Here is a 22,850-nt window from a genome sequence, read left to right as displayed (position 1 = left end):
ACAAATCTTGCTAATGTTTGTCAAGCTGATTTTTGGAGATCTTGAGCACTTTGAGAACAGAAAAAGAGTAACCTTAATAAGACCTGCTGTTGCAGGCCGGCAGTTTACGGCTATAATGAAGGCGGACGGATTTACTTGTACAACTCCATTGCACGAGCGTAGTAGATCCGCAGGAACTTATTGACGGCAGCCATCTTGGCTACGTTGTAGGGTTTCCCTTCCTGTTCCTTTTTGAGCAGAAAAAGGTATACAGGATCATCCTGAGGTTTTGTCAGTTTGAGAGCCTGCATAACCTCGAAACAAGCTTTTCTGAGAGCCGGGTTGCCACGTTTAGAGATGTGACGATTCCGGCTCTCAAACTGTCCGGACTGATACGGCGGGGCATCATTGCCGGCATAAGCATTGAGCGCTTTTCCACTGTGAAAACGGCGTACGTCACCGATTTCTCCGAGTATGATGGGGCCGAGCCGGTCACCTACGCCAGCCATGGAACGCAGCACTTTATATTCCGGTATGGTTTCTGCGATGATTCTCATTTGCAGGTTGATCTCATCAGCAGCTTTCTGCGACGTTGATACAAGATCAACACACTGATCCTGAGCCATGGATGACAAAGGGTTTTCACCGCGCGTTGTAATGCTGTTAAGGGCGAGTTCATAGATGGCCAATCCTTTGGCACCGGCATAATAATCTTTCGTTTTTTTGACCAAGACCTGATAGCTGTCAAGGAAACGCGATTTACCCATCTTTCGGATCACGTCAAAGGACTTGAAACGCTTAATGAAGCGCAGAAGAACGCAGTTGTCGGGATCCCGGCTTTTAAGAGGAAGGATAGTCGTAATACCTGGCATCGTTTCATCCAGAAGATTGAGTAGTTGTACTTTGGCAACTGTAAGGGTTGATATCCTCTGGGTGTATTGCCTGGAAAGAAAACGAAGATCTTCATACTTTTGATCAGTAGGAGTGTAAGGAACCAATGTGTAAGATTTTTCGAGAGCATACTGAGCAATCCGTAGGGCATCCCTTTTATCCGTTTTCGCCTTCCGAAGCTCGGTATCGCCATATTTCTTCATCTGGTAGGGATTGATTAGACAAACAGAAAGATCCGCTTCCTGAAAGGCTTTTAGGAGTGGATAATGATAGTGGCTGGTGGGCTCCATAAGTATGGTCGGGGGTTCAGAAGTTCCTTTGATGTAGTTGACTAATGCCTGCAAATCATCAGCGACGTGGTGAACATCAAAAGGCTTAGCACGGATACTACCATCTCCATTGAGGATGGCAACTGTGCTTTTGGATTTTGAAACATCAATACCAACAGCAATCATAGAGAGTATCTCCTTTCGATTTATATTGATTGGATCCGGCTCTTCATGGTTCACTCATATTCTTTAGTTAAACGGGAGAAATACTTTCCCAACTTGCTGAATCGAATGTAGAACGATGAAGGCGGGCTGACACATTTGTCTCCGGGCGTGGTGTCCCAATCGAAGATTCCGTCAGACCAATCACCTTCATCATAAATAAAGAGCAGAGACTATAAAAGCCTCTACTCATATATTAAGAATCGGGGTTTGTAGTGCTCTTTCATAAGAGAAAGAGCTCGGCAACTTCAAATTTATTATTCCAAATATATGTGGGGGCTAATGAAATGTACAGTTTTAGTACCAAGGGGATACATAGCAAGCGAATTAAAATAACAGCAAACGGAAGAAGGATTCCGCTGCTGATATTGAGACCCATAAATGAACCTTCAAATGCGCCGGGAGTTATGTGGATTCATGGTGGTGGATATATGACAGGAATGAAAGAGATGGCCTATATTGGACGGGCGGCGGATCTTGTGAGAAATCATGGCGCTGTAGTTATAGCTCCGGGGTATCATTTGTCGCTGTTTCATCCATATCCTACAGCTTTATATGATTGCTATGACACACTCTTGTATATTAAAGACCATGCTAAAGAACTTGGAATAAACCCAGACCAGATAATGGTTGGGGGAGAGAGTGCGGGAGGTGGATTAACTGCAGCCATCTCAATGCTGGCAAGAGATAAGGGCGAAGTAAAAGTTGCTTTTCAGATGCCGCTATATCCAATGATAGACAATTATGATACAGATAGTTCTAAAAATAATCATTCCAAGGTATGGAATACAAAAAGAAATCATCAGGCATGGGCGGTATACTTGAGGAAAGATGCAAAGAAAGATGTATCTCCTTATGCCGCACCGGCAAGGCAAACAGATTATTCTAATCTTCCACCTGCGTATACATTTGTCTGTACAGCAGAGCCTTTTTATTGCGAAACTTTGAAGTATATTAATGATCTTAAGGCTGCAGGAGTGGAGGCTAAAGTCGATATTTACGAAGGGATGTATCATGCCTTTGACATGAACGAACCTAATAACTCGATAAGCAAAGAAGCTATAAAGAACTTTAATGAGGTGTTTGCTTATGCTAAGGAACACTATTTTGCTACACAGGAGCATTAACTCGGAATATATTTCAATTTTACGGAGTTATCAGTATGAATAAAGAATGGTCTGAACTGAACAAAACAATGCAGCAACAACTCAAAAAGAAGGATTCATATGAAGATGGAATTTCTACTCTTGGTTTGCTACGTGAATATCTTTTTGAGACTTTACAGTCATTTAAAGATGAACTGGAAAGAGAAGATTTTGATGCCATGCCATTTATAAACGCTGATGGTTATCACAGTAAAAATATTGCTTACTCACTCTGGCATGTATTTAGGATAGAGGATATTGTCGCACATTCGGTTATATGCGGCGATGATGAAGTGTTTTTCGCTAAGGGTTATCAGAAGAAAATGAAATCTCCGATAATCACGACCGGTAATGAACTTGTCAGGGAACAGATATCAGATTTTACACGCGAATTAGATATTGATGCTTTATATTCATATATTGAAGATGTGAAAAAGAGTACGGAAAAGATTGTTAAAGAATTGCCTTATGACAGCATGAAACTGAAGATATCTGATGAGCGCAGAAAGCATTTGGAATCTCTTAATGTCGTAAGCAGTGCTGAGAGTGCGATATGGCTTATTGATTACTGGTGTGGAAAGGATATCCGCGGATTGATCCAAATGCCTTTCTCTAGACACTGGATCATGCATATCGAGGCGTGCCTTCGTATCAGAAAGAAGTTAATTGGCAGATAAGTTAATTAGTTTTTTTAGCAATAACAAGTAATATCGGAAGATAAAAGACAAAGACAAATTCCAGTTTGTCGGGATGAACGTTGGAGCATAAAATTGGAATATATTCCAGGTTAAGGAGGATAGATTGAAGAAAGTATTAGTTTTAGGCTGCTCCGGCAGCGGGAAAAGTACATTCTCCATAAAACTTCAGAAGAAGACTAAGCTTCCTTTATATCATCTTGATAATATTTGGTGGAATGCTGACAGGACACATATTTCAAGAGACGAGTTTGATGCGAGTCTTGCTGATGTTGTGAAGCGTGACACTTGGATTATAGATGGTGATTACAGCAGAACATATGAAAACCGTATTAAAGCTTGCGATACCATCTTTTTCCTGGATTATGGAGAAAAAGTTTGCATGGATGGAATTACCGGAAGAGTAGGTCAGGAGCGTCCTGATATGCCATGGACAGAAAATGAGCTTGATCCAGAACTTGTAGAACTGGTTCAGAACTACGAGCATAAGAACAAACCAAAGTTGATGGAACTATTTTCCAAATATCCAGATAAGAATGTAATTACATTTTTTAATAGAGAAGAAGCAGAAAAGTGGATTGCAGAAGGACAACCAGAGGTGTAAATAATGAATAAGCCAGGCATGGTGGATGCAGCATTTATAAATTGCAGGTTATAAAGTAAATTGGGTATGCAAATTAATTGGAGGGGAAATTGAACATAGTAAATGATGACTAATAAAGAAATATTTAAAGAAATAGTTGAAATTATGCGAGAAGATTCCGCAACCTGTAAAGATTACGGAACGGGTAATTCTCAGGAATATGAAAGCCAGATATCTGATGACATGGATCGAAAGGATTTTTTACATCTGGTACAGGAATATCTGGCTACTTTTGGTGTAGAAGGACATCTTTTATTTACAGATTTCAGTCTTGAAAAAATTGGCTTTTCAGTGATGAGGCAGGACGATGTACTATACGTGATAAAGGCAAATAAAGATACAGGGCTTGTCTCGGAAGATAAAATAGTTGCAATCGATGGGTTCTCAATAAAAGAATTATTTCAAAGAGAAAAAACATTTTTTATGGGGGAAACAGCGGAGCGTGAAGGTAAAATTTGGTCTGCAGTGCTAAAGTTTTACAACGTTTTAACTGTTATTCATCCAGATGATTCAAAAGAAGATATTTCTATTATTCATAATACAAAGGGGACAGAGACGGAATGTTATTCTTTTGAAGAATATGATGATACGCTTTATCTAAGATTTGCAGATTTTGCTGATTTGGACGCGATAAATCAGTTATTAAGCAAATGTAAGTGCATTCTGGAAAAATGTAAAAAACTTATTGTGGATGTCCGTGGAAATGGTGGAGGTGCAGATTCTGCATTTGTACCGCTCCTGGAGTATTGTTTTCCAGAAGGAGAATTCGTTACAGACTATTATAAGCCAGAATATCCTATTGAAATTAATTATTCTGTTAGAAATTGTAAAGATCGAATCGAGAATCTAAAAAAATATTTGGTTGGGGATATACCAGAAGAAATGACAGCAATGCTAAATACAATGATTGCCAATAACACTGAAAATATGGGCAAAGGATTTCTTGATGACGATGACGAATTTGCAAGTGGAATTATAGGGAAAAAAGGTCCTGAAAAGGTATTGATTATTACGGATGAAAGCTGTGGTTCTTCTGGGGATGCATTCGCAGAGGTTATGTCATGTTCTCCTAAAGTGACTATAGTTGGAAGATCTACTATGGGAATTACAGATTTTTCAAATTGTAATGTGGTTTCCTTTGATGATTTTAGATTTGTTTATCCGACGTCTAGAGACAAAAGGATTGATTATGGCAAAGGGCTTGCGCATAAAGGGGTACCTGTAGATTATTATATCCCATGGTCTCCTGAGCATATAGGTAAGGATGTGGAGTTAGATTATTGTTTGAATTATTGATAATTTGAAATCAAAGTGCCTGACCACATTCAATAATCGGAATCGTGGATATGGAACAGAGGGATTAAAACTTCTATGTGATGCTGCCAAAGACAACGGGATATTATATTTCCGTTTATAGCGTTACACATGGGATGATTAAGATGCAGTTGGGAGATTTAATGAAAAGAATATTTAAAATTTTAGGTTTTGTTTTATGCGGAATTATCTGTGTGGCACTAATTGCATTATTAGTATCTGGCATTAGGACAAAGCTGATTCAGAATGATTATTCATCAGTCTATACAAATCCTAAGTATCAGAATCCTGTAAAAATTGAAAATATCGATGTGATTACACAGCATGTGTCGTGTGGCTATGCTGTTATTGAGATGTTCTCTACATGGGCCGGAAAAAACATAACAGAAGACAGTCTGTATGATGAATATGGAACCATAGTTACTTCTACGGGAAACAAGTTTTGTGAGGAGATGAATAAGCAGTTCCCTGAATATGACACAGAGATTCATAAGTATCAGAAGAATACTGAGTTCATTGACATTATGTATGATACGCTGTCTTCAGGAAAGCCAGTTCCATTTGAGTGGGCAGCTTTGTATGGGGACGAGTGGACATTGCACTACTCATTAATCATTGGAGCAGATATTCCAAATGATAAAATTACTGTGGCAAATCCTTACGGTTACTATGAGGAACTTACATTAGAGGAATTATTGGATAGAACCAGCTTTAAGGCCTATGAGAATATGCCACTTTTCATGAAAATGGGCTTTGCAATTGGCATGTTTGAAAAGAATACTCTTTTTTCAATTAAATAACTTCACGATTCATTGAGCAGTACCAGATTATGAATGCGTAAATAAAAAGGTACTATATTTTTTGCACTCTGCTTGTGATACGGTAAAAGTAGGACAAGGATAACCTGATTGTGAAAGGAGTTGCCATGAAAAGGAATATTCGATTAGTTCTGTTAGGAGAATTACTATTATTTGTTGCCGTATTTGCACTAAATATTATAGGTGGGAATTGGGGCGCTAGTGCCATATTATGGTTTATTGATATACCATCTTTTCTTCTAATTGCGTTAGTTCTTATACCAGGTCTTTTGATAATGGGAGAGTGGAAGAACTTTACAAAGGCTTTTTCTGTGGGATTAAAGCCTTATAGCTTACTAGAATTGAAAAATATTATTGGGGCTGTGGAAGCTGCTCAGAAATTAACAGTTTTTGCAGCATTGTTTGCAATTATCATATCCGGAGTTTTACTACTTGGAAAGCTGGATGATTTATCTACCATAGGAGCTAATCTTGCAATATGTTTTCTGTCGGGGTTGTATGCGGTGATTCTTGAATTTTTCCTTTTGCCACTGAAGCTTAATGCTGAGCACAAGATGAATGAGGAAATGGATTTTGGAGAATAATATCAATATCTCTAAAGAGCAATATCTTGCAGTAGCCCAGAAATTTGGACTAACAAAGCGTGAACTGGAATTGGGCTTTATGAAGGTATCAGGATTTTCAAATCGTAGAATTGCTTATATGTTAGGTATTTCAGAGCAGACAGTGAAAAATCATTTTACTCATATTTACGAGAAGGCATGGGTTCCAGGTAGAAAAGAATTTATAGAATTATTTATTTCCAATTAACAAAGGAGATTATATTGCCCCAGAAAGCTGTGGCAGCAGCGGAAAGAATACGAAAAGATATTGAAAAAGATCCTGTTGAATATAAGAGTGGAACCAATGTACGAGTGACAGCTACTATAGGTGTTTCGGAATTTACTTCAGGCGCAACTATTGAATCCATGATGGAGGATGCAGATGCCAAGCTTTATTATGGAAAGAAGCATGGAAAAAATCAGGTTGTGGCCGAATTTAGTTAATGTTAAAACCATCGGAATGCAGTTCTGAATGTATTTGGAATTATATTTATGTAACAGTAATTTCACAGAAAATCTGTTTATATACATTGTGTAAAATGTTATTATGTAAAATAGAAGGTAAACATCTAGTATTTTCAATGGGAAAAGTATTGTAGGAGGGGTCTTATGAAATTTTATGTATGCGAAGTTTGTGGTAATTTTGTAGGCATGATTAAAGAGTCTGGCGCTCCAATGACATGCTGCGGACAGAAGATGAAGGAGCTAGTGCCTGGCACATCTGATGGCGCTGTGGAAAAGCATGTACCTGTTTTCACAGTAGAAGGCAATAAGGTTACTGTTACAGTCGGTTCTGTAGAGCATCCAATGGCTCCAGAACATTACATCGAGTGGATTGCACTTGAGACAGAAAAGGGCGCTCAAAGAAAAGTGCTTAATCCTGGCGATAAGCCATGTGCTGTATTTGCACTTACAGACGACGATTCAGTTAAAGCTGTATATGCATATTGCAATCTTCATGGTTTATGGAAAGCTGAATAATGAAGTTTATAGACCTCAGAAGCAAGTGAAATTGTTTCTGAGGTTTTTTGTTACCGTCTTCACTTTAACATGCTAAAGTGTTACTATTGTTCTATACTATTGGAACATGTTTTAGGAGGCAGTTATGTACGAGAAGATTTCGAGACTACTTATGTATGGAGATTTAACTGAGGAAAGCATTCTTTACAAGCTTGGAAGAGCAATAGATTCAGTAGAATCAGGAGATTATAACAAGCGAGAGATTACCCGCGAGATTAACGCGATTTCCAAGGAACTTCTGATGCTTGCGACAGATTATGGCTTTGATGATAATCTCTGGCACAATTACATTGCCTTCTATATTATTACAAATGAAAATCCATTTTCTCTTGTTACAGAGAAAACAGATGTAAAGCCAGGCTCTGTGAATCATCTTGTGGAAAATGATTTCAAGATTTTAAAGGAGCTTTTTGATTATGATTTTTCGGCACTTGAAAGTGAGCTTGGAATACAGAGCTTTTCTGTATTTACAAATTATAGTGCAGTCCAGAAGAATCAGCAGATGTATAACAGAAATGTTAGTGAAAAGGTTAGAAATCTCTCAAAAGCTCTTGAAAATGCAAAGGATGAAAAGGAATTTTTTACCGTAATTACGGATTTTTATAAGGCCTTTGGAGTAGGTATGTTTGGCCTTAACAAAGCATTTCGCCTTGAAGAGACCACAAACAACGATATAAAATTTGTACCAATCAACAACATGGATGAAGTAGTACTGGATGATTTGATTGGATATGAATACCAAAAGCAGCAGCTTATCGCAAATACGGAGAGCTTTGTTCAAGGAAAGAAGGCTAATAATGTACTGCTTTTCGGAGATAGCGGTACAGGAAAATCCACTAGCATTAAGGCTATAGTAAATCAGTACTATGATCAGGGGCTTCGAATGATAGAAATCTATAAGCATCAGTTCATATATCTTTCGAAGATAATTGCCAGCATCAAAAACAGAAATTACAAATATATCATTTACATGGACGATCTTTCCTTCGAGGAGCATGAGATAGAGTATAAATTTCTTAAGGCTGTTATTGAAGGTGGTGTGGAGACAAAACCAGACAACATTTTAATATATGCCACATCAAACCGTAGACATCTTATTAAAGAAACCTGGAATGATAGAAATGACCAGACCAATACAGATGATCGTCATCACTCAGACACAGTGGAAGAGAAGATGTCACTTGTTCACAGATTTGGTGTGACCATCAGCTACAGCAAGCCTATGCAGAAGGAATATATTGATATCGTAATTGGGCTTGCAAAGCGGGCTGGAATAACAATGCCAGAAGAGGAATTGATAGCAAAGGCAAAAATCTGGGAGCTGGAACAGGGCGGCTTATCAGGTCGAACAGCACAGCAGTTTATAAATCATATTGCAGGTACTCAATAGTGAAAAATCACCTTTTTGCCACAAAGCTGAAATTTTTGTGAAAATGCCTTTTAGCATTTACTAATGATGTAAAATGTATTATGTATAGGTGTCGAATATTCATTTTCTAATGATCATTGAACCAAATGGGGGCATTATGGGAAAAGAGGAGTATGTTGAAACTGGTGTGGGCGTGGTGCCTACAGGGTTGCCAGGCGGATTTTTCATCTACGAAGCAGAAGGTGACGAGAAGATTCTTTTTGCAGATTCCAACGTCATAAATCTTTTTGGGTGCCAAACTTTTGATGAATTTATGGAGTTCGTAGGCGGAACCTTCAAGGGCCTTGTCCATCCAGAGGATTTATATAAAATTGAGAATCAGATACAGGCACAGACTATATTTGGCGAAAAACGACACGACTATGTTCGATACAGGATTATAACCAAAAAGGGAGATGTAAGGTACATTGAAGACTTTGGACATCTTCTTCATTGGATGAATGGAAAGAGCTTCTTCTATGTGTTTATAGTTGATGTTGATCAGAATGAATATTTAAATAGCTCCCGTAATTCATATGCAGAAGCAGAGGTTCTTGCAGGAGATAGAGAGACAGATAAGCTCACTGGTTTATTTAACATGTCATTTTTCTACCATAAGGTTCAAATGCTTTTGAATTCCAACGAGGTAGCTCGTCAGGAAAGCTCATTTGTACAATTCGATATTCCTAATTTTAAGCTATACAATGAACGTCATGGCTTCAAAATGGGTGATGAGCTCTTGTGTGATTTAGGTAGAATCATAAAGGATGTTTTCTGTTCTTCAACGGTGGCAAGATTTTCAGATGATCATTTTGTAGTCTACAGTAATGATCCAAAGAATGTAGTAATAGAGAATGTAGAAGAAGTGTACAAGCGAATGCTTCTTGCAGATGATGTTAATAAGAAGGTAAGAGTTAAAGCGGGTATTTATTTCCTTGATGATCAGAGAGCAGAGGTGGGTCTCGCTTGTGACCATGCACGTTTGGCCTGCAACAGCATTAAGAATCGACACGATTTAAATTATTGTATTTACGATGATATTTTACGAGATAAGCTAAGACGTCAGCAGTATGTTATCGACCATATTGATGAGGCCATAGCGCTAGATTATATCAAGGTATTTTATCAGCCGATTATAAGAGTAGCCACAGGGGAAGTATGTGGAATGGAGGCATTAGTTCGTTGGGTTGATCCATCGGTAGGAATGCTTTCACCTCTGGATTTCATCGAGACACTTGAGCATTTCCATCTAATCCATCTTGTTGATGAATTTATGGTTAAAAAGGTTTGCCAGGATATGCGAATGCTTATGGATGAGGGACTTCCTGTAGTTCCTGTATCTGTAAATATTTCCCGACTGGATTTTGACGTGTGTGATGTGCTTAAGCTTCTGGATGATTTCTGTGAGATATATGAGATTACACGAGATTTGATTGAAGTAGAGATTACAGAGAGCGCATTTAATGATAATACAGGTCTTATTAAGCATGAGGTAGCTAAGATTCGAAATGCAGGTTATGAGGTATGGGTAGATGATTTTGGTAGCGGCTACTCATCACTCAACACAATAGCTGAGTATGAATTTGATGTATTGAAGCTGGATTTGATTTTCCTAAGAAGCTATCATAATGCACATACAAGAAAGCTTATGAGTTACATCATAAAGGGTGCTTCGGACTTAGGCATTAAACCTCTTTGTGAGGGTGTTGAATCAGAAGAGCATTACCAGTTCCTTAAGAGTATCAATTGTGAACGTGCACAGGGATATTATTTCGGAAAGCCAGCTCTTTTGGATGAAACACTTGAAAATATAGCTAATAAGGGAATGACATTTGAAGGTTACGGAGAATAAATAGTATATGAACAATTCACTAGTTGATTTTTTGCAGAGTACAAATGAGCTGGCAGTAATTCTCAGGTTGGTGCTTGCAGCAGTATGTGGCAGCTTGATTGGCTGGGAACGAGTGGTTCGTCGACACAGCGCAGGAATAAGGACCTTTTCACTTGTAAGTCTTGGCTCAGCTGTAGCCACATCATTAAATCTTTATTTGGCTGCGATGCCAGGATTTGATGCAGATGTAAGCCGTATACCTGCTGGAGTAGTAAGTGGAATAGGATTTCTTGGTGCAGGTACAATTATTGTAACTGGAAGAAATCAGATTAAAGGCCTTACTACAGCTGCATCTCTTTGGGTGGCATCCTGCATGGGAATGGCATTTGGCGCGGGCTACATTACAGTTGGATTGGCCTGCTTCGCACTTGTGATGCTTGCAAATCTAGTGCTAGTAAGAGTTACCCAGCAGATTGAAGAAAACAGTAGATATGTCAGCATGTATATTGAGGTTGAAGAGACCAATGGAATCAAGCAGCTTCGCAAGAAGTTCGCTGATATGGGATACCAGATTACAAGTATTAACAAGACAAAGGATAAGACCTTATCTGGAAATGATACAGCACTGATGGTGGAGCTGGATTTCGGTACCAAACACTCACATCAAAAGCTGTTTGATGAGTTGAATAATTTGGATTTTGTAAGTTATGTTGAGGAGGTGTAAATACCTCCTCATTTTGTTATAATAATACTCAAGATTATATTCAGAGTCGAATAATTCGGGAGGGTTATTATGGTTAGAGACGGTAAGATTTGGATTGCAAATAGTGAAAGTGGTTCACCAGTTTTTGTTTTACCAAAGATGGCAAACAGACATGGTCTTATTGCAGGAGCCACAGGAACAGGTAAAACTGTCACACTAAAAGTCTTAGCAGAGTCTTTTTCTGATATGGGAGTGCCTGTTTTCCTGGCAGATGTAAAGGGCGATATAGCCGGAATGCTTGAAGCTGGCGCAGACAGCGAGAATATACAGGAACGTATCAAGAAATTTGGACTATCAGACCACGGATTCTCATATCAGAAATATCCAACAACTTTATGGGATGTATACGGTAAAAATGGAATTCAAGTACGAACATCTATTTCAGAGATGGGACCACTTCTTTTGGGAAGAATATTGGACTTGAATGAGACTCAGAAGGATATCCTTACAATCGTTTTCAAAATTGCTGATGAGAACGGCTGGTTCCTTTACGATACAAAGGATTTGAAGGCAATGCTTAATGAAGTAGCTGAAAACAATAAAGAGTACGCTGCTGAATATGGCAATATTGCAAAGCAGAGTGTTGGAGCGATTCAGCGAGCTGTAGTAGCTCTTGAAATGGCTGGAGGAGACCAGTTCTTTGGTCAGCCAGATTTAGATATCAGAGACTGGCTTACACCGGATGCTTCTGGTAAGGGCATGATTCATATTTTAGATAGTCAGAATCTTATTAACAACGGTACATTATATTCAACATTCCTTCTTTGGCTTTTATCAGAGCTCTTTGAGACAATGCCTGAGGTTGGAGATTTGGATAAACCAAAGATGGTATTTTTCTTTGATGAAGCACATCTTCTTTTTAAGGACACACCAAAGGCTCTCTTTGATAAGATTGAGCAGGTGGTTAAGCTTATTCGTTCAAAGGGAATCGGAGTCTACTTCGTTACTCAGAATCCTAGGGATATTCCTGATGGAGTATTGGCTCAGCTTGGAAACAAGGTTCAGCATGCCCTTCACGCATACACTCCTTCAGATCAAAAGGCGGTTAAAGCTGCAGCAGATTCATTTAGAGAAAATCCATCATTCAAGACAGCAGATGTTATTGAGGCTCTTGGAACAGGAGAGGCAGTGGTATCCTTCCTTCAGGAGGATGGGACACCATCTGTGGTTGAAAAAGTATTTATACTTCCACCACAGTCTAAGATGGGTGGTATAGATGCTTCAGTCAGAGATAATGCCATTAAATCTAGCAATCTCTATTCTAAATACGCTGTAGCAGTAGATCCTGATTCTGCTTATGAGATGCTCGGAAGAAAGAATGAGCAGGAGGCTGTAGCTGAGGCTGAGGCAAAAGAGGCAGCCGCTGCAGCAAAACAGCAGGCTAAGGAAGAAGCTGCAGCAGCAAAGGCGGAAGCAAGAGAGAAAGAAAAAGAAGCTAACCGTAAGAAGCGTGCAGCAAAATCAGTAGGAACCACTGTTGCGGGTACAGTTGGCCGAGAGGTTGGTAAAAAGGTAGGCAAACAGCTTGGCGGAAAGTTTGGACAGACTTTGGGTGGAAATACTGGAGCCCAGCTGTTTAGAGGTATACTTAATACTTTGTTGAAATAACTTTTGATATACCGAAAATTTGACTCTATATCCCATGATTGTTAAAATTATATCCGAGTGTAACGATACACTTGGGAGAACAATAATTATGGATACAGCTGTCAAATATAGAAGATATAGTTATAGTAGGAAAAGAAAAAATAGGCTTCTTATTTTCATAGGCGTAGTGGCTTTATTTTTGGCATGCGTCGGAGTAGGAGCCTATTTTTATTATGATTATTCCCACCGTGTTTACGACACATGCGTGGTTGAGCTTGGAGAAGAAGTTAAGGCACGAGATTTTCTTAAGGATGAATCAAAGGAAGCTGTATTTACGCCGGAAAGCGTATTTTCTACAGATGTTGCAGGAGAATACAAGGTTGGAATTGTTTCGAAGCCATATACCTACAAATGTACACTTCAGGTTCAGGATACAGTTGCACCAGAGCTTTCAGTAATGCCTCTTACCCGCACTAAAGAGGAAATCCCACAGGCTAAGGACTTCGTGGAGTCATGTAGTGATTTATCCAATGATGTAAATATATATTTTGCAGAGTCAATAAGCTTTGATAACTATGGAGATATTCCTGTCAAAATAGCTGCTGAAGATCCATCGGGTAATAGAACTACAGCAGATACAGTTTTGCACCTTGTGGAGGAATATGATATTACCCCACCTATAATCGAGGGTCAGCTTGATAAAATAGTTTATGTGGGACAGGGAGCTAGCTTTAAGACAGGTGTGGTAGTTACTGACAATGTGGATACTAACATTGAGCTACAGGTAGATAGTAGCCATGTTAATCTTGATGTTCCAGGAGATTATCCTATTATATATACTGCTGAAGATTCCATGGGAAATATGGATTTGGCAGAGGGAACAATCACCGTTATTGAGGTGGTATATTCCGAAGAACAGGTAAATGAACTGGCAGATGCTGTGCTTGCAGATATTATCAAGCCTGATATGTCAGATTATGATAAAGCTCATGCCATCTATGTATGGATTCAGGGAAATATCGGTTACAGCGAAAGCGAGGACAGGGGTGACTGGTTAAAGGGTGCATATGATGGTTTGAAGAATCGTCATGGCGATTGCTACAATTATTTTGCTGTTGGAAAGGCACTTCTTACCCGCGCAGGTATTAAGAATGAAGATATAGAAATCATACCTACAGCTACCCGTCATCATTTCTGGAGTGTTATAGATTGTGGAGAGGGATGGCGACATTTCGATTCTACACCACGTACGGACAAGACATTTAAGGGCTTCTATATTACAGATGAGGATTTGATGGCATACTCAAACGAGCACTATCGTTCTCATAACTACGACAGAGAGGTGTATACATACTTCAATGACTAAGAAATTAGGAATCATTGGTGGTCTCGGCCCAATGGCAACAGCATATTTCATGCGTAGAATCATTGAGCTTACAGATGCAGCCACTGATCAGGAAAACATCGAAATGATTATATATAACTGTCCATCTATTCCGGACAGAACAGGATACATACTTGGCACCAGTGAGGAAAGCCCACTTCCTAAGATTACGGAGCTTGCCCACAATCTGGAGCATGCAAATGTAGATTATATTGCCATGCCATGTATCACAGCCCATTATTTCCACGACCAGCTTGCCGACAGCGTGTTTATTCCTGTCAGCAACGGAATCAAGGAAGCCGCTCAGTATATTTATGAGAGGGGGATTACAAAGGTTGGCATTATGGCCACAGATGGTACTGCATCAATGCATTTATTTGATTCAGTATTTAAAGATTACGACATTAAATGCTTATATCCTGACGAAGCTGGTCAGAAGCAGGTTATGAGCTTAATATATGATGATGTTAAGGCTGGAAAGCCTGTAGACATGGATAAATTCTTTCAGGTTAAATCTCAGTTGTTGGAGGCAGGTGCAGATATTATTATTTTAGGTTGCACAGAGCTTTCCATTGTAAAACGAGACAATGAGGTAGGACCAAAGGTCCTTGATATTGTTGATGTGCTGGCTGCAGATTGTGTGAAAAAGTGTGCTAAAGCCCGACCTGAATGCGATAATTTGATTACAGAGGTATAGAAATGCAAAATAACGTACTAGATTATTTGGAGGGAAGTCTGGCCCGTGTTCCAGACAAAATCGCATATGCGGATGATGAGGTCACCCTTTCATTTGCAGATGTAAAAAGAATTATGGATTCGGTGGGAACAGGATTATTGAATCGCGGTTGCAAGCGGGAGCCAGTAATTGTTTTCATGAAGAAGAGTCCAAATACTATCGCTACTTTCTTTGGTGTAATCAATGCTGGTTGCTACTATGTTCCAATTGATAGCGAGATGCCAGCTACACGTATTAATCTTATTCTTGATAATTGCAAGCCTAGAGTAATTATCTGTGATGATAGCACAGTGGGGATTGCTGAGGGCTTTGATTATAAGGCAGATATCGTTCTCTTTTCAGATATCGCAAATACGAATCCTGATGTTGATGCGCTTGCGATGGTACGAAAGAAGGCTATTGATACTGATCCAATCTATATCGTATTTACGTCAGGTTCTACAGGAGTCCCAAAGGGAGTTTGTGCCTGCCATCGCTCTGTAATTGATTACATCGAACAGCTTTCAGAAACACTCGGTTTTAACGAGAATACAGTCTTTGGTAATCAGACACCATTATATTTTGATGCATGCCTAAAGGAGCTTTATCCTACGTTGAAATTTGGTGCTACTACATATCTTATTCCACATTCTTATTTCATGTTTCCAATTAAGCTTGTGGAATACATTAACGAGCACAACATTAACACTGTATGCTGGGTAGTTTCAGCTCTTACTATGATTAGTGCTTTTGCAACATTCGATACGGTTGTACCTCATACACTTAAGACTATCGCTTTTGGTAGTGAGGTATTTCCTATAAAGCAGTTCAGACTTTGGAGAGCAGCAGTGCCTGAGGCAAAATTCTTCAATCTCTACGGACCAACAGAAGGCACTGGAATGTGCTGCTATTATCCAGTTGAGAGAGAGTTTGCTGATGATGAGGTAATCCCAGTTGGATTCCCATTTAAGAATACGGAGATTCTTCTTTTAAAGGAGGACAATACTCTTGCGGCAGATGGAGAGCAGGGTGAGATTTGTATCCGTGGAACATCTGTGACACTTGGCTATTACAACAATCCAGAAAAGACAAGCGAGGCATACGTTCAGAATCCGCTTAACACAGCATATCCTGAAATCATTTATCGCACAGGAGACATTGGTCATATCAATGAATATGGCGAGCTGATTTTCCATTCACGCAAGGATTTCCAGATTAAGCATATGGGACATCGCATCGAACTTGGGGAAATCGAAGCCAATGTAAACCTTGTTCCAGAGATTAAACTTTCAGGCTGTATTTACGCTAAGGAACAGGGCAAAATAGTCCTCTATTATGTGGGTGATATCACGGAGGGCGACCTTATTAAGGCTTTAAAAACAAAGCTTCCACGTTACATGTTACCAAATAAGGTAAATCGTCTCGAGGAAATGCCTTTCACAGCTAACGGCAAGATAGACAGAGTAACACTTACAAAAATGTATGAAAATAAATAACGGAGGATTATAAAATGAATGAATTAATCGAAATCTTAAGCGATTTACATCCAGAGGTGGATTTCACTACAGAGAAGGGCTTAGTAACAGGAGGAATCCTTGATTCCTTTGATATTGTATCTCTTATTTCTGAGATTAATGAGGAGTTTGATGTTACTATTGGCGCAGCAGAGCTTACTCCAGAGAACTTTGATTCTGCAGAGACAATTTATGCATTGATCAAAGCTAAATTAGATGATGAGGATTAATAAATGTTATTTACAAGCTACGAATTCCTTGGATTTCTGTTAGTAGTATTTATAATGTATTATTTGTTGCCAGGAAGGGCCCAGTGGTCCTTCCTGCTTCTTGCAAGTTATACATTCTATTTCATGGCAGATCCAAGATATTTGATTTTTATTGCAATCACTACAGTTAGCACATATCTTGCAGCAAAAAATATTTCTGAAAAGAAACAATCCTTTGATATTTGGTTTAAGGAACACAAAAAGGAAATGGAAAAGGAAGAGCGTAAGGCAGTAAAAGCAAAAGAGCATGCTGCTGAAAAGAAGATTTTCCTTTGCTGCCTTCTTTTTAATCTTGGTATTTTGGCTGTTACAAAATATACCAACTTTACCATTGCAAATATCAATTCAATCATAGGTGCCTTTGGAAATCAGGGGACTCTTTCCTTTGTAGACTTGGTTATCCCTATGGGTATTTCCTTCTACACTTTCCAGTCTATGGGTTACCTTATTGATGTTTATAATGGCAAGTTTGAGGCTCAGAAGAACCCATTTAAGTTTGCTTTGTTTGTTTCATTCTTTCCTCAGCTTGTTCAGGGACCTATCAGCCGCTATGCAGATTTAAGCCAGACACTTTTTGAAGAGCACAGATTCGATTGGAAGACGGTATCTTTCGGTTTAGAGCGTATAATGTGGGGATTCTTCAAAAAGCTTGTTATTGCGGATAGAATTCTTGTGGCGGTTCAGGCTATCATAGCATCCCCTGATACCTACAATGGATTTTATGCTTTTGCAGGTGCAATGTTCTATGCCCTTGAGCTTTATGCAGATTTCACCGGTGGTATTGATATTACAATCGGCGTGGCTGAGACTATGGGAATTAAGGTTACTGAAAATTTCAGAAGACCATATTTCTCAAAGAATATTAAAGAATACTGGAACAGATGGCATATCACCATGGGTACATGGTTCACCGATTACATTTTCTATCCAATCAGTGCCAGCCAGTTTATGATGAAGCTTTCTAAAAAATCACGTGCTCGTCTTGGAAACAATCTTGGCAAGAGAGTGCCGGTTTATCTTTCCAGCTTTATTGTTTGGTTTACAACAGGTATCTGGCATGGAGCCAGCTGGAACTTCATCGTATGGGGACTTGGCAACTTTGTAGTTATCATGATTTCTCAGGAACTGGAGCCATTCTACAGATGGTTCCACAGCAAGGTGAATGTGGATGGAACTTTCGGATGGAAATTATTCCAGGTTATCCGTACAGTGCTTATCATGTCTTCGCTTCGTATGTTTGATTGTTATCGCGATGTTCCACTTACATTTAAGATGTTTGGAAGCATCTTTACAAAGTCGAGTCTGTCACAGCTAAATGCAGATGCATTTATTGGAATGGGACTGGAAGCACATGATTATGCTGTTGTGTTTATTGGCATGCTTGTGCTTGTTGTTGTCAGCCTTGTGCAGCGCAGTGGAAGTGTACGTGGAAAGATTGCTGCTCAGGCTGCTCCAGTTCGCTTTATAGCCTGGTATGGCTTGTTTATGGCTACATTAATCTTCGGAGCATACGGAATCGGATACTCCGCAAGTCAGTTTATATATAATCAATTTTAGGCTTCCCCTTGAGGGGAAGCTGTCACCGCAGGTGACTGATGAGGTGTAATTAATGAAAAAGCTTTTAGCTATTATTTTAACTTTATTCATAGCCGTCGCAGGCCTGGCCTTCACCACCAGACTTTTAGAACCAAAGTACATGTCTGGGGTTCTGGAAGGAGCGATGATAAAAGAATACTATGACGATCCTACTGATCACAATGTAGTATTCATCGGTGACTGTGAGCTCTATGAGAACGTTTCTCCAGTGTATCTCTGGGAGAACTTTGGAATTAATTCGTATATACGTGGTAGTGCGCAGCAGTTAATATGGCAGTCATACTATCTTGCTGAGGAAACTATTAAGACTGAGCATCCAGATATAATTGTATTCAACGTTTTATCTATGAAATACAATGAGCCGCAGAAGGAAGCTTACAATCGTATGACTATCGATGGTATGAGGTGGTCTTCAAGCAAGATTGGTTCTATCAAGGCTTCAATGACAGAGGAAGAACATTTCATTGATTATGTTTTCCCATTACTTAGATATCACAGACGTTGGAGTGATTTGAATTCTGATGATTTAACTTATTTCACTCATAGTGACAAGGTTACATTTAATGGATATTACATGCGTGTGGATGTAAAGCCTGCTGAGAATATTCCAGAAGGAAAGCCACTGGCTGATTATCAATTTGGTGATAACGCATATGCGTATTTAGATAAGCTTACAAAGCTCTGTAAGGATAATGACGTGCAGCTTATTTTAGTTAAGGCTCCAACGCTTTATCCATACTGGTATGATCAGTGGGAAGAGCAGATTGTGGATTATGCTGCTGCCAATGACTTACCTTATATTAATTTCCTTGATTTACAGGATGAGATGGGAATTGACTGGACTAAGGATACCTATGATGGTGGTCTTCATCTTAACCTTGCTGGTGCAGAGAAAATGTCTCAGTACTTTGGACAGGTTTTATCGGAGGAATTTAATGTTCCAGACAGAAGAGGTGAGGCAGAGCTTGATTCATACTGGAAACAGGTATCTGAACGATATAACGCTGAAATAGAGCGTCAGAATACTAATTTAAAGTTATACGGAACTGTTCACGGACCAGAGGAGAATGAATAATGAAGTTTGTAATTCAGCGTGTAAATGAAGCATCAGTTGCTGTAGATGGCAATACTATCGGTGCCATTAAGAAGGGCTTTCTTGTCCTGATAGGAGTATCAGATTCAGATACAAAAGAAATAGCTGACAAGATGGTAAAGAAGCTTTTAGGACTTCGTATTTTCGATGATGAGAACGATAAGATTAATCTTTCGCTTACAGATGTTGGCGGTGAGCTTCTTCTCATATCACAGTTCACCCTTTATGCAAACTGCAAGAAGGGATATCGCCCATCATTTACAGATGCAGGTGCACCGGATTTTGCCAATGAGATGTACGAATATATAATCGCAAAGTGCCGAGAGGAAGGCTATCATGTTGAGACAGGAGAGTTCGGCGCCGACATGAAGGTGTCTCTCTTAAATGATGGACCATTTACAATTGTATTAGACTCAGCAGAGATTTGTTAATGGCGTAAAAAAGCTACCCGTTGTGGGTAGCTTAAATTTTTAATGTATTGATACCAAAATATGGGCAATTGTTTTTAATACACTTGGCTTCTTAGTAACCATTTTTACCAAGGTCTCTTCATAATGTCCTTCTTTGTAAGCTCTTACAAGTTTTGATTCCATTCTCTTAATGTTTTCTTCATTCATAGCATTTACCTCCTCATATTAGACTATGAAAATAAGTAGAAAACATTAATCTCCCCAATAAAAATCCACTCAATCGGTGGTGTGTACCTAGAAGTATAACCTATTTAATATGTAAAAATTATGAAAAGGGTTGGATTCTTTTGTGATTTTTATATGTCCACCATTGCGGAAGCCGGGGTGAGACATGGAAATGAAAATAGCATTGTTAAATGATATTTTCGTTTCCCACGGCGCACATCCGCCACGAAGTGGCATAGAATATGTGCGCCTTCCCGTAGTCGAACCGACCGAATCGGCACATAAAAAAATAACCAGAGCTTAATGCTCTGGTTATCTTTTTTAGGATGCGGAAGGCGGGACTTGAACCCGCACGCTCGCAATGAGCACAAGATCCTTAGTCTTGCTCGTCTGCCAGTTCCGACACTTCCGCTTGTCTTAGCGACAAGAAGTATAATATCAAAGACCCGCCTCATAGTCAACACTTAATTCACAATTTTTTTATAAAATTTTTTTAGGAGTTATGTTTACAAAAATATATTATGTGGTATGATAGATGAACAATTGGGATAAATTGAATTGTATAAAATCAAAGAAGAGGTTTATCATGGTTTTTTCGATAGTAGTTATTGCAGTTACATTATTATATTTGGTGCTTTTAGAGCTTTCCAAGAATATAGTCATTGGCTGGGTGGTAGCTTTGATGGCCGCAGCCATTATGTTGGTTGAAAGGTATATGCTGAAGAAACAGAATATTGTTTCGCGAAGAGCTAAGATTATGACCTGGGTAGCTTTTATTTTAGTTCTTTTTGTAAATCTAATTTTTACAAGACCTCCAATTAAGAATGTTCCAGCTGTAGATGTAAAGAATCCACAGATTACAGAGGTAGTTCAGGTAAAGCAGGGATATCTTAGAGGTGTATACAATAAGGATAAGACAGTAAGGGTTTATGCTGGTATTCCATACGCTAAAGCACCGGTTGGTGATTTGCGTTTTAAAGAGCCTCAGGAGCCAGAAGAATGGAACAGAGTGCGTGAGTGTAATGAATTTGGTCCTATGGCCATGCAGACTCGTTCCAATCCATTGATAGATAGTTTATCTCACATATTAGGCTGGCATGATTATCAAGTTAAATTTGGTGACGAGTATCTCGAGGCAATGAGTGAGGATTGTCTTTACCTAAATGTTTGGGCACCAGAGACAGATGATAAAGAGCTTAAGCCTGTAATTTTCTATATCCATGGAGGAAGTCTTACTACTGGTCAGTCTTCTTATTCAGAGTATAGGGGAGAGGATTTGGCAAAGCAGGGAGTAGTATTTGTAAACTTTGCATATCGTCTTGGCGTATTTGGTTATTATACAGCCGATGATTTGAAGGCAGAATCTCCTAATGGTACAACAGGAAACTATGGTCTTTTGGATCAGATAGCTGCATTAAAATGGGTTCGAGAAAACATTGAACAGTTTGGTGGAGATCCAAATCAGATTACTATTGCAGGTGAATCTGCAGGTTCCTCGAGTGTAAATGCTTTGTGCGTATCACCACTTACTGAAGGAATGTTTAATTATGCCATTGCTGAATCTAGTGGAATTGGAGCAATTGAGCCATTCCATACTTTCCGTTCTTATGACGTGGCTTTGGAAGAAGGACAGAAGGTTCGTGATGCTTTCGGAGTATCTTCTTCAGCTGAATTAAGAGATGTTTCTCCATGGAAGCTTGTAAATAACGGCAGCGACCAGTCGGCAATGACAATAGATGGATACGCAATAGTTGAGCAGCCATATCTTACTTACGAGAAAGGCAACAATCACGAGAAGGCTTTGCTTAATGGTTTTAACGCAAAGGAAGCCGATGCATTCTTATTGTCCACAAAAGCAACTGCTGATAATTATGTCGAGCTTTTGGCAGAAGATTTAGGCGACCAAGCAGAGGAAATGGCAAAGGTAGTTCCTGCAAATACTTCACAGCGTGACCAGCATTTTATAGTTGATGCTTTAGGAGATGCGAAGGGAGCACTTAATACTGCGTACTCAGCTATCTGGTTTAGCTATTCACATTATCTCTGGAACAATTATCTGATTGAGCAGGGTGTTCCTACATACGAATACTATTTCACTAAGAAGAATAATATTCTATCAAATTACCATGCAGGGGAGCTTCCATATGCCTATGGAAATCTCTGGAGACATCCGGGGCTCTATGAGGAAGAGGATTATGAGCTTTCCGAGATAATGCAGAAATATTGGGTGAATTTTGCTAAGACTGGAAATCCTAATGGAGAGGGGCTTCCAAATTGGGAGATGCGCTCATCTACGCAGGATAAGCTGATTCAGTTCGATACTGAGATTAAAATGGTAGAAGATCCTAATCAGGAAATCTATAAAGTTATTGATAAATATCAAGAATCTTTGAAATAAATATTAAGGCAATCTCAAAATGGGATTGCCTTTTATTTTTTTGTAATAAAAAGGTAATT

At 39.1% G+C, this 22,850-nt stretch carries 23 protein-coding genes and 1 tRNA gene; 21 read left to right on the top strand and 3 right to left on the bottom strand.

Going from position 1 to position 22,850, the window contains the following annotated elements; translation table 11 throughout:
• Nucleotides 1-131: 131 nt before the first annotated feature.
• The gene (locus BUA88_RS10740) at nucleotides 132-1,325 is read right to left on the bottom strand and encodes an IS110 family RNA-guided transposase (protein ID WP_072917368.1); all 1,194 of its coding nucleotides are present in this window, start codon (nucleotides 1,323-1,325) and stop codon (nucleotides 132-134) included.
• 323 nt (nucleotides 1,326-1,648) lie between these two features.
• Between BUA88_RS10740 and BUA88_RS10735 the strand changes: the two genes are divergently transcribed.
• From BUA88_RS10735 to dtd, 20 genes are all read left to right on the top strand, one after another.
• Nucleotides 1,649-2,488: an alpha/beta hydrolase gene (locus BUA88_RS10735; protein WP_072917637.1), complete on the top strand. Its 840-nt coding sequence runs from the start codon at nucleotides 1,649-1,651 to the stop codon at nucleotides 2,486-2,488.
• Between the two features lie 35 nt (nucleotides 2,489-2,523).
• Complete coding sequence (locus BUA88_RS10730) at nucleotides 2,524-3,183, top strand: phage head-tail adapter protein (RefSeq protein ID WP_072917633.1); 660 nt, start codon at nucleotides 2,524-2,526, stop codon at nucleotides 3,181-3,183.
• Between the two features lie 124 nt (nucleotides 3,184-3,307).
• Nucleotides 3,308-3,805, top strand: a complete 498-nt coding sequence (locus BUA88_RS10725) for a P-loop NTPase family protein (RefSeq protein WP_028247711.1) — start codon at nucleotides 3,308-3,310, stop codon at nucleotides 3,803-3,805.
• Nucleotides 3,806-3,907: 102 nt separating this feature from the next.
• The gene (locus tag BUA88_RS10720) at nucleotides 3,908-5,140 is read left to right on the top strand and encodes a S41 family peptidase (protein ID WP_083572490.1); all 1,233 of its coding nucleotides are present in this window, start codon (nucleotides 3,908-3,910) and stop codon (nucleotides 5,138-5,140) included.
• Between the two features lie 161 nt (nucleotides 5,141-5,301).
• Complete coding sequence (locus BUA88_RS10715) at nucleotides 5,302-5,958, top strand: C39 family peptidase (RefSeq protein ID WP_072917625.1); 657 nt, start codon at nucleotides 5,302-5,304, stop codon at nucleotides 5,956-5,958.
• Nucleotides 5,959-6,083: 125 nt separating this feature from the next.
• Nucleotides 6,084-6,560 carry a hypothetical protein gene (locus BUA88_RS10710; RefSeq protein ID WP_072917620.1) on the top strand — a complete coding sequence of 159 codons (477 nt, stop codon included), beginning with the start codon at nucleotides 6,084-6,086 and terminating at the stop codon, nucleotides 6,558-6,560.
• A complete protein-coding gene (locus BUA88_RS10705; protein WP_159430895.1) occupies nucleotides 6,550-6,786 on the top strand; it encodes a helix-turn-helix transcriptional regulator in 237 nt (78 codons plus the stop codon). The genes BUA88_RS10710 and BUA88_RS10705 overlap by 11 nt, the downstream gene beginning before the upstream one ends.
• A gap of 14 nt (nucleotides 6,787-6,800) precedes the next feature.
• Nucleotides 6,801-7,022 carry a GGDEF domain-containing protein gene (locus BUA88_RS10700; protein ID WP_072917612.1) on the top strand — a complete coding sequence of 74 codons (222 nt, stop codon included), beginning with the start codon at nucleotides 6,801-6,803 and terminating at the stop codon, nucleotides 7,020-7,022.
• Nucleotides 7,023-7,187: 165 nt separating this feature from the next.
• Nucleotides 7,188-7,559: a desulfoferrodoxin family protein gene (locus BUA88_RS10695; RefSeq protein WP_072917608.1), complete on the top strand. Its 372-nt coding sequence runs from the start codon at nucleotides 7,188-7,190 to the stop codon at nucleotides 7,557-7,559.
• Between the two features lie 124 nt (nucleotides 7,560-7,683).
• Nucleotides 7,684-8,988 (top strand): ATP-binding protein, encoded by a 1,305-nt coding sequence (locus tag BUA88_RS10690; protein ID WP_072917603.1) that lies wholly within the window; start codon nucleotides 7,684-7,686, stop codon nucleotides 8,986-8,988.
• Between the two features lie 136 nt (nucleotides 8,989-9,124).
• Nucleotides 9,125-10,858, top strand: coding sequence for a GGDEF and EAL domain-containing protein (locus tag BUA88_RS10685; RefSeq protein ID WP_072917599.1), 1,734 nt, complete (start codon nucleotides 9,125-9,127; stop codon nucleotides 10,856-10,858).
• Nucleotides 10,859-10,865: 7 nt separating this feature from the next.
• Nucleotides 10,866-11,561 carry an MgtC/SapB family protein gene (locus tag BUA88_RS10680; protein WP_072917594.1) on the top strand — a complete coding sequence of 232 codons (696 nt, stop codon included), beginning with the start codon at nucleotides 10,866-10,868 and terminating at the stop codon, nucleotides 11,559-11,561.
• A 69-nt stretch (nucleotides 11,562-11,630) separates the two neighbouring features.
• Nucleotides 11,631-13,208: a helicase HerA-like domain-containing protein gene (locus tag BUA88_RS10675; RefSeq protein ID WP_072917591.1), complete on the top strand. Its 1,578-nt coding sequence runs from the start codon at nucleotides 11,631-11,633 to the stop codon at nucleotides 13,206-13,208.
• A gap of 88 nt (nucleotides 13,209-13,296) precedes the next feature.
• Nucleotides 13,297-14,553 carry a transglutaminase-like domain-containing protein gene (locus BUA88_RS10670; RefSeq protein WP_072917586.1) on the top strand — a complete coding sequence of 419 codons (1,257 nt, stop codon included), beginning with the start codon at nucleotides 13,297-13,299 and terminating at the stop codon, nucleotides 14,551-14,553.
• On the top strand, nucleotides 14,546-15,268 hold the full coding sequence (gene cuyB / locus BUA88_RS10665; RefSeq protein ID WP_072917583.1) for a cysteate racemase: 723 nt from the start codon (nucleotides 14,546-14,548) through the stop codon (nucleotides 15,266-15,268). Before BUA88_RS10670 ends, cuyB begins: the two co-directional genes overlap by 8 nt.
• A gap of 2 nt (nucleotides 15,269-15,270) precedes the next feature.
• Nucleotides 15,271-16,782 (top strand): amino acid adenylation domain-containing protein, encoded by a 1,512-nt coding sequence (locus BUA88_RS10660; RefSeq protein ID WP_072917579.1) that lies wholly within the window; start codon nucleotides 15,271-15,273, stop codon nucleotides 16,780-16,782.
• 14 nt (nucleotides 16,783-16,796) lie between these two features.
• Complete coding sequence (locus BUA88_RS10655; protein ID WP_072917575.1) at nucleotides 16,797-17,030, top strand: acyl carrier protein; 234 nt, start codon at nucleotides 16,797-16,799, stop codon at nucleotides 17,028-17,030.
• Between the two features lie 3 nt (nucleotides 17,031-17,033).
• Nucleotides 17,034-18,626 (top strand): MBOAT family O-acyltransferase, encoded by a 1,593-nt coding sequence (locus tag BUA88_RS10650; protein ID WP_072917571.1) that lies wholly within the window; start codon nucleotides 17,034-17,036, stop codon nucleotides 18,624-18,626.
• A 52-nt stretch (nucleotides 18,627-18,678) separates the two neighbouring features.
• Complete coding sequence (locus BUA88_RS10645; RefSeq protein WP_072917566.1) at nucleotides 18,679-19,740, top strand: SGNH/GDSL hydrolase family protein; 1,062 nt, start codon at nucleotides 18,679-18,681, stop codon at nucleotides 19,738-19,740.
• Complete coding sequence (gene dtd / locus BUA88_RS10640; RefSeq protein ID WP_072917561.1) at nucleotides 19,740-20,189, top strand: D-aminoacyl-tRNA deacylase; 450 nt, start codon at nucleotides 19,740-19,742, stop codon at nucleotides 20,187-20,189. Before BUA88_RS10645 ends, dtd begins: the two co-directional genes overlap by 1 nt.
• Before the next feature lie 39 nt (nucleotides 20,190-20,228).
• Here dtd and BUA88_RS16175 read toward each other — a convergent pair whose 3' ends face one another.
• Together BUA88_RS16175 and BUA88_RS10635 are read right to left on the bottom strand one after the other, a co-directional pair.
• Complete coding sequence (locus tag BUA88_RS16175) at nucleotides 20,229-20,375, bottom strand: hypothetical protein (protein WP_159430894.1); 147 nt, start codon at nucleotides 20,373-20,375, stop codon at nucleotides 20,229-20,231.
• A 345-nt stretch (nucleotides 20,376-20,720) separates the two neighbouring features.
• A tRNA-Leu gene (locus tag BUA88_RS10635) sits at nucleotides 20,721-20,805 on the bottom strand.
• Between the two features lie 174 nt (nucleotides 20,806-20,979).
• Between BUA88_RS10635 and BUA88_RS10630 the strand changes: the two genes are divergently transcribed.
• Nucleotides 20,980-22,791 (top strand): carboxylesterase/lipase family protein, encoded by a 1,812-nt coding sequence (locus BUA88_RS10630; RefSeq protein WP_072917557.1) that lies wholly within the window; start codon nucleotides 20,980-20,982, stop codon nucleotides 22,789-22,791.
• Nucleotides 22,792-22,850 lie beyond the last annotated feature (59 nt).

It is taken from the genome of Pseudobutyrivibrio xylanivorans DSM 14809, from assembly GCF_900141825.1.
Taxonomy (GTDB): domain Bacteria; phylum Bacillota; class Clostridia; order Lachnospirales; family Lachnospiraceae; genus Pseudobutyrivibrio; species Pseudobutyrivibrio xylanivorans.
This window is presented reverse-complemented; position numbering and strand designations above follow the sequence as displayed.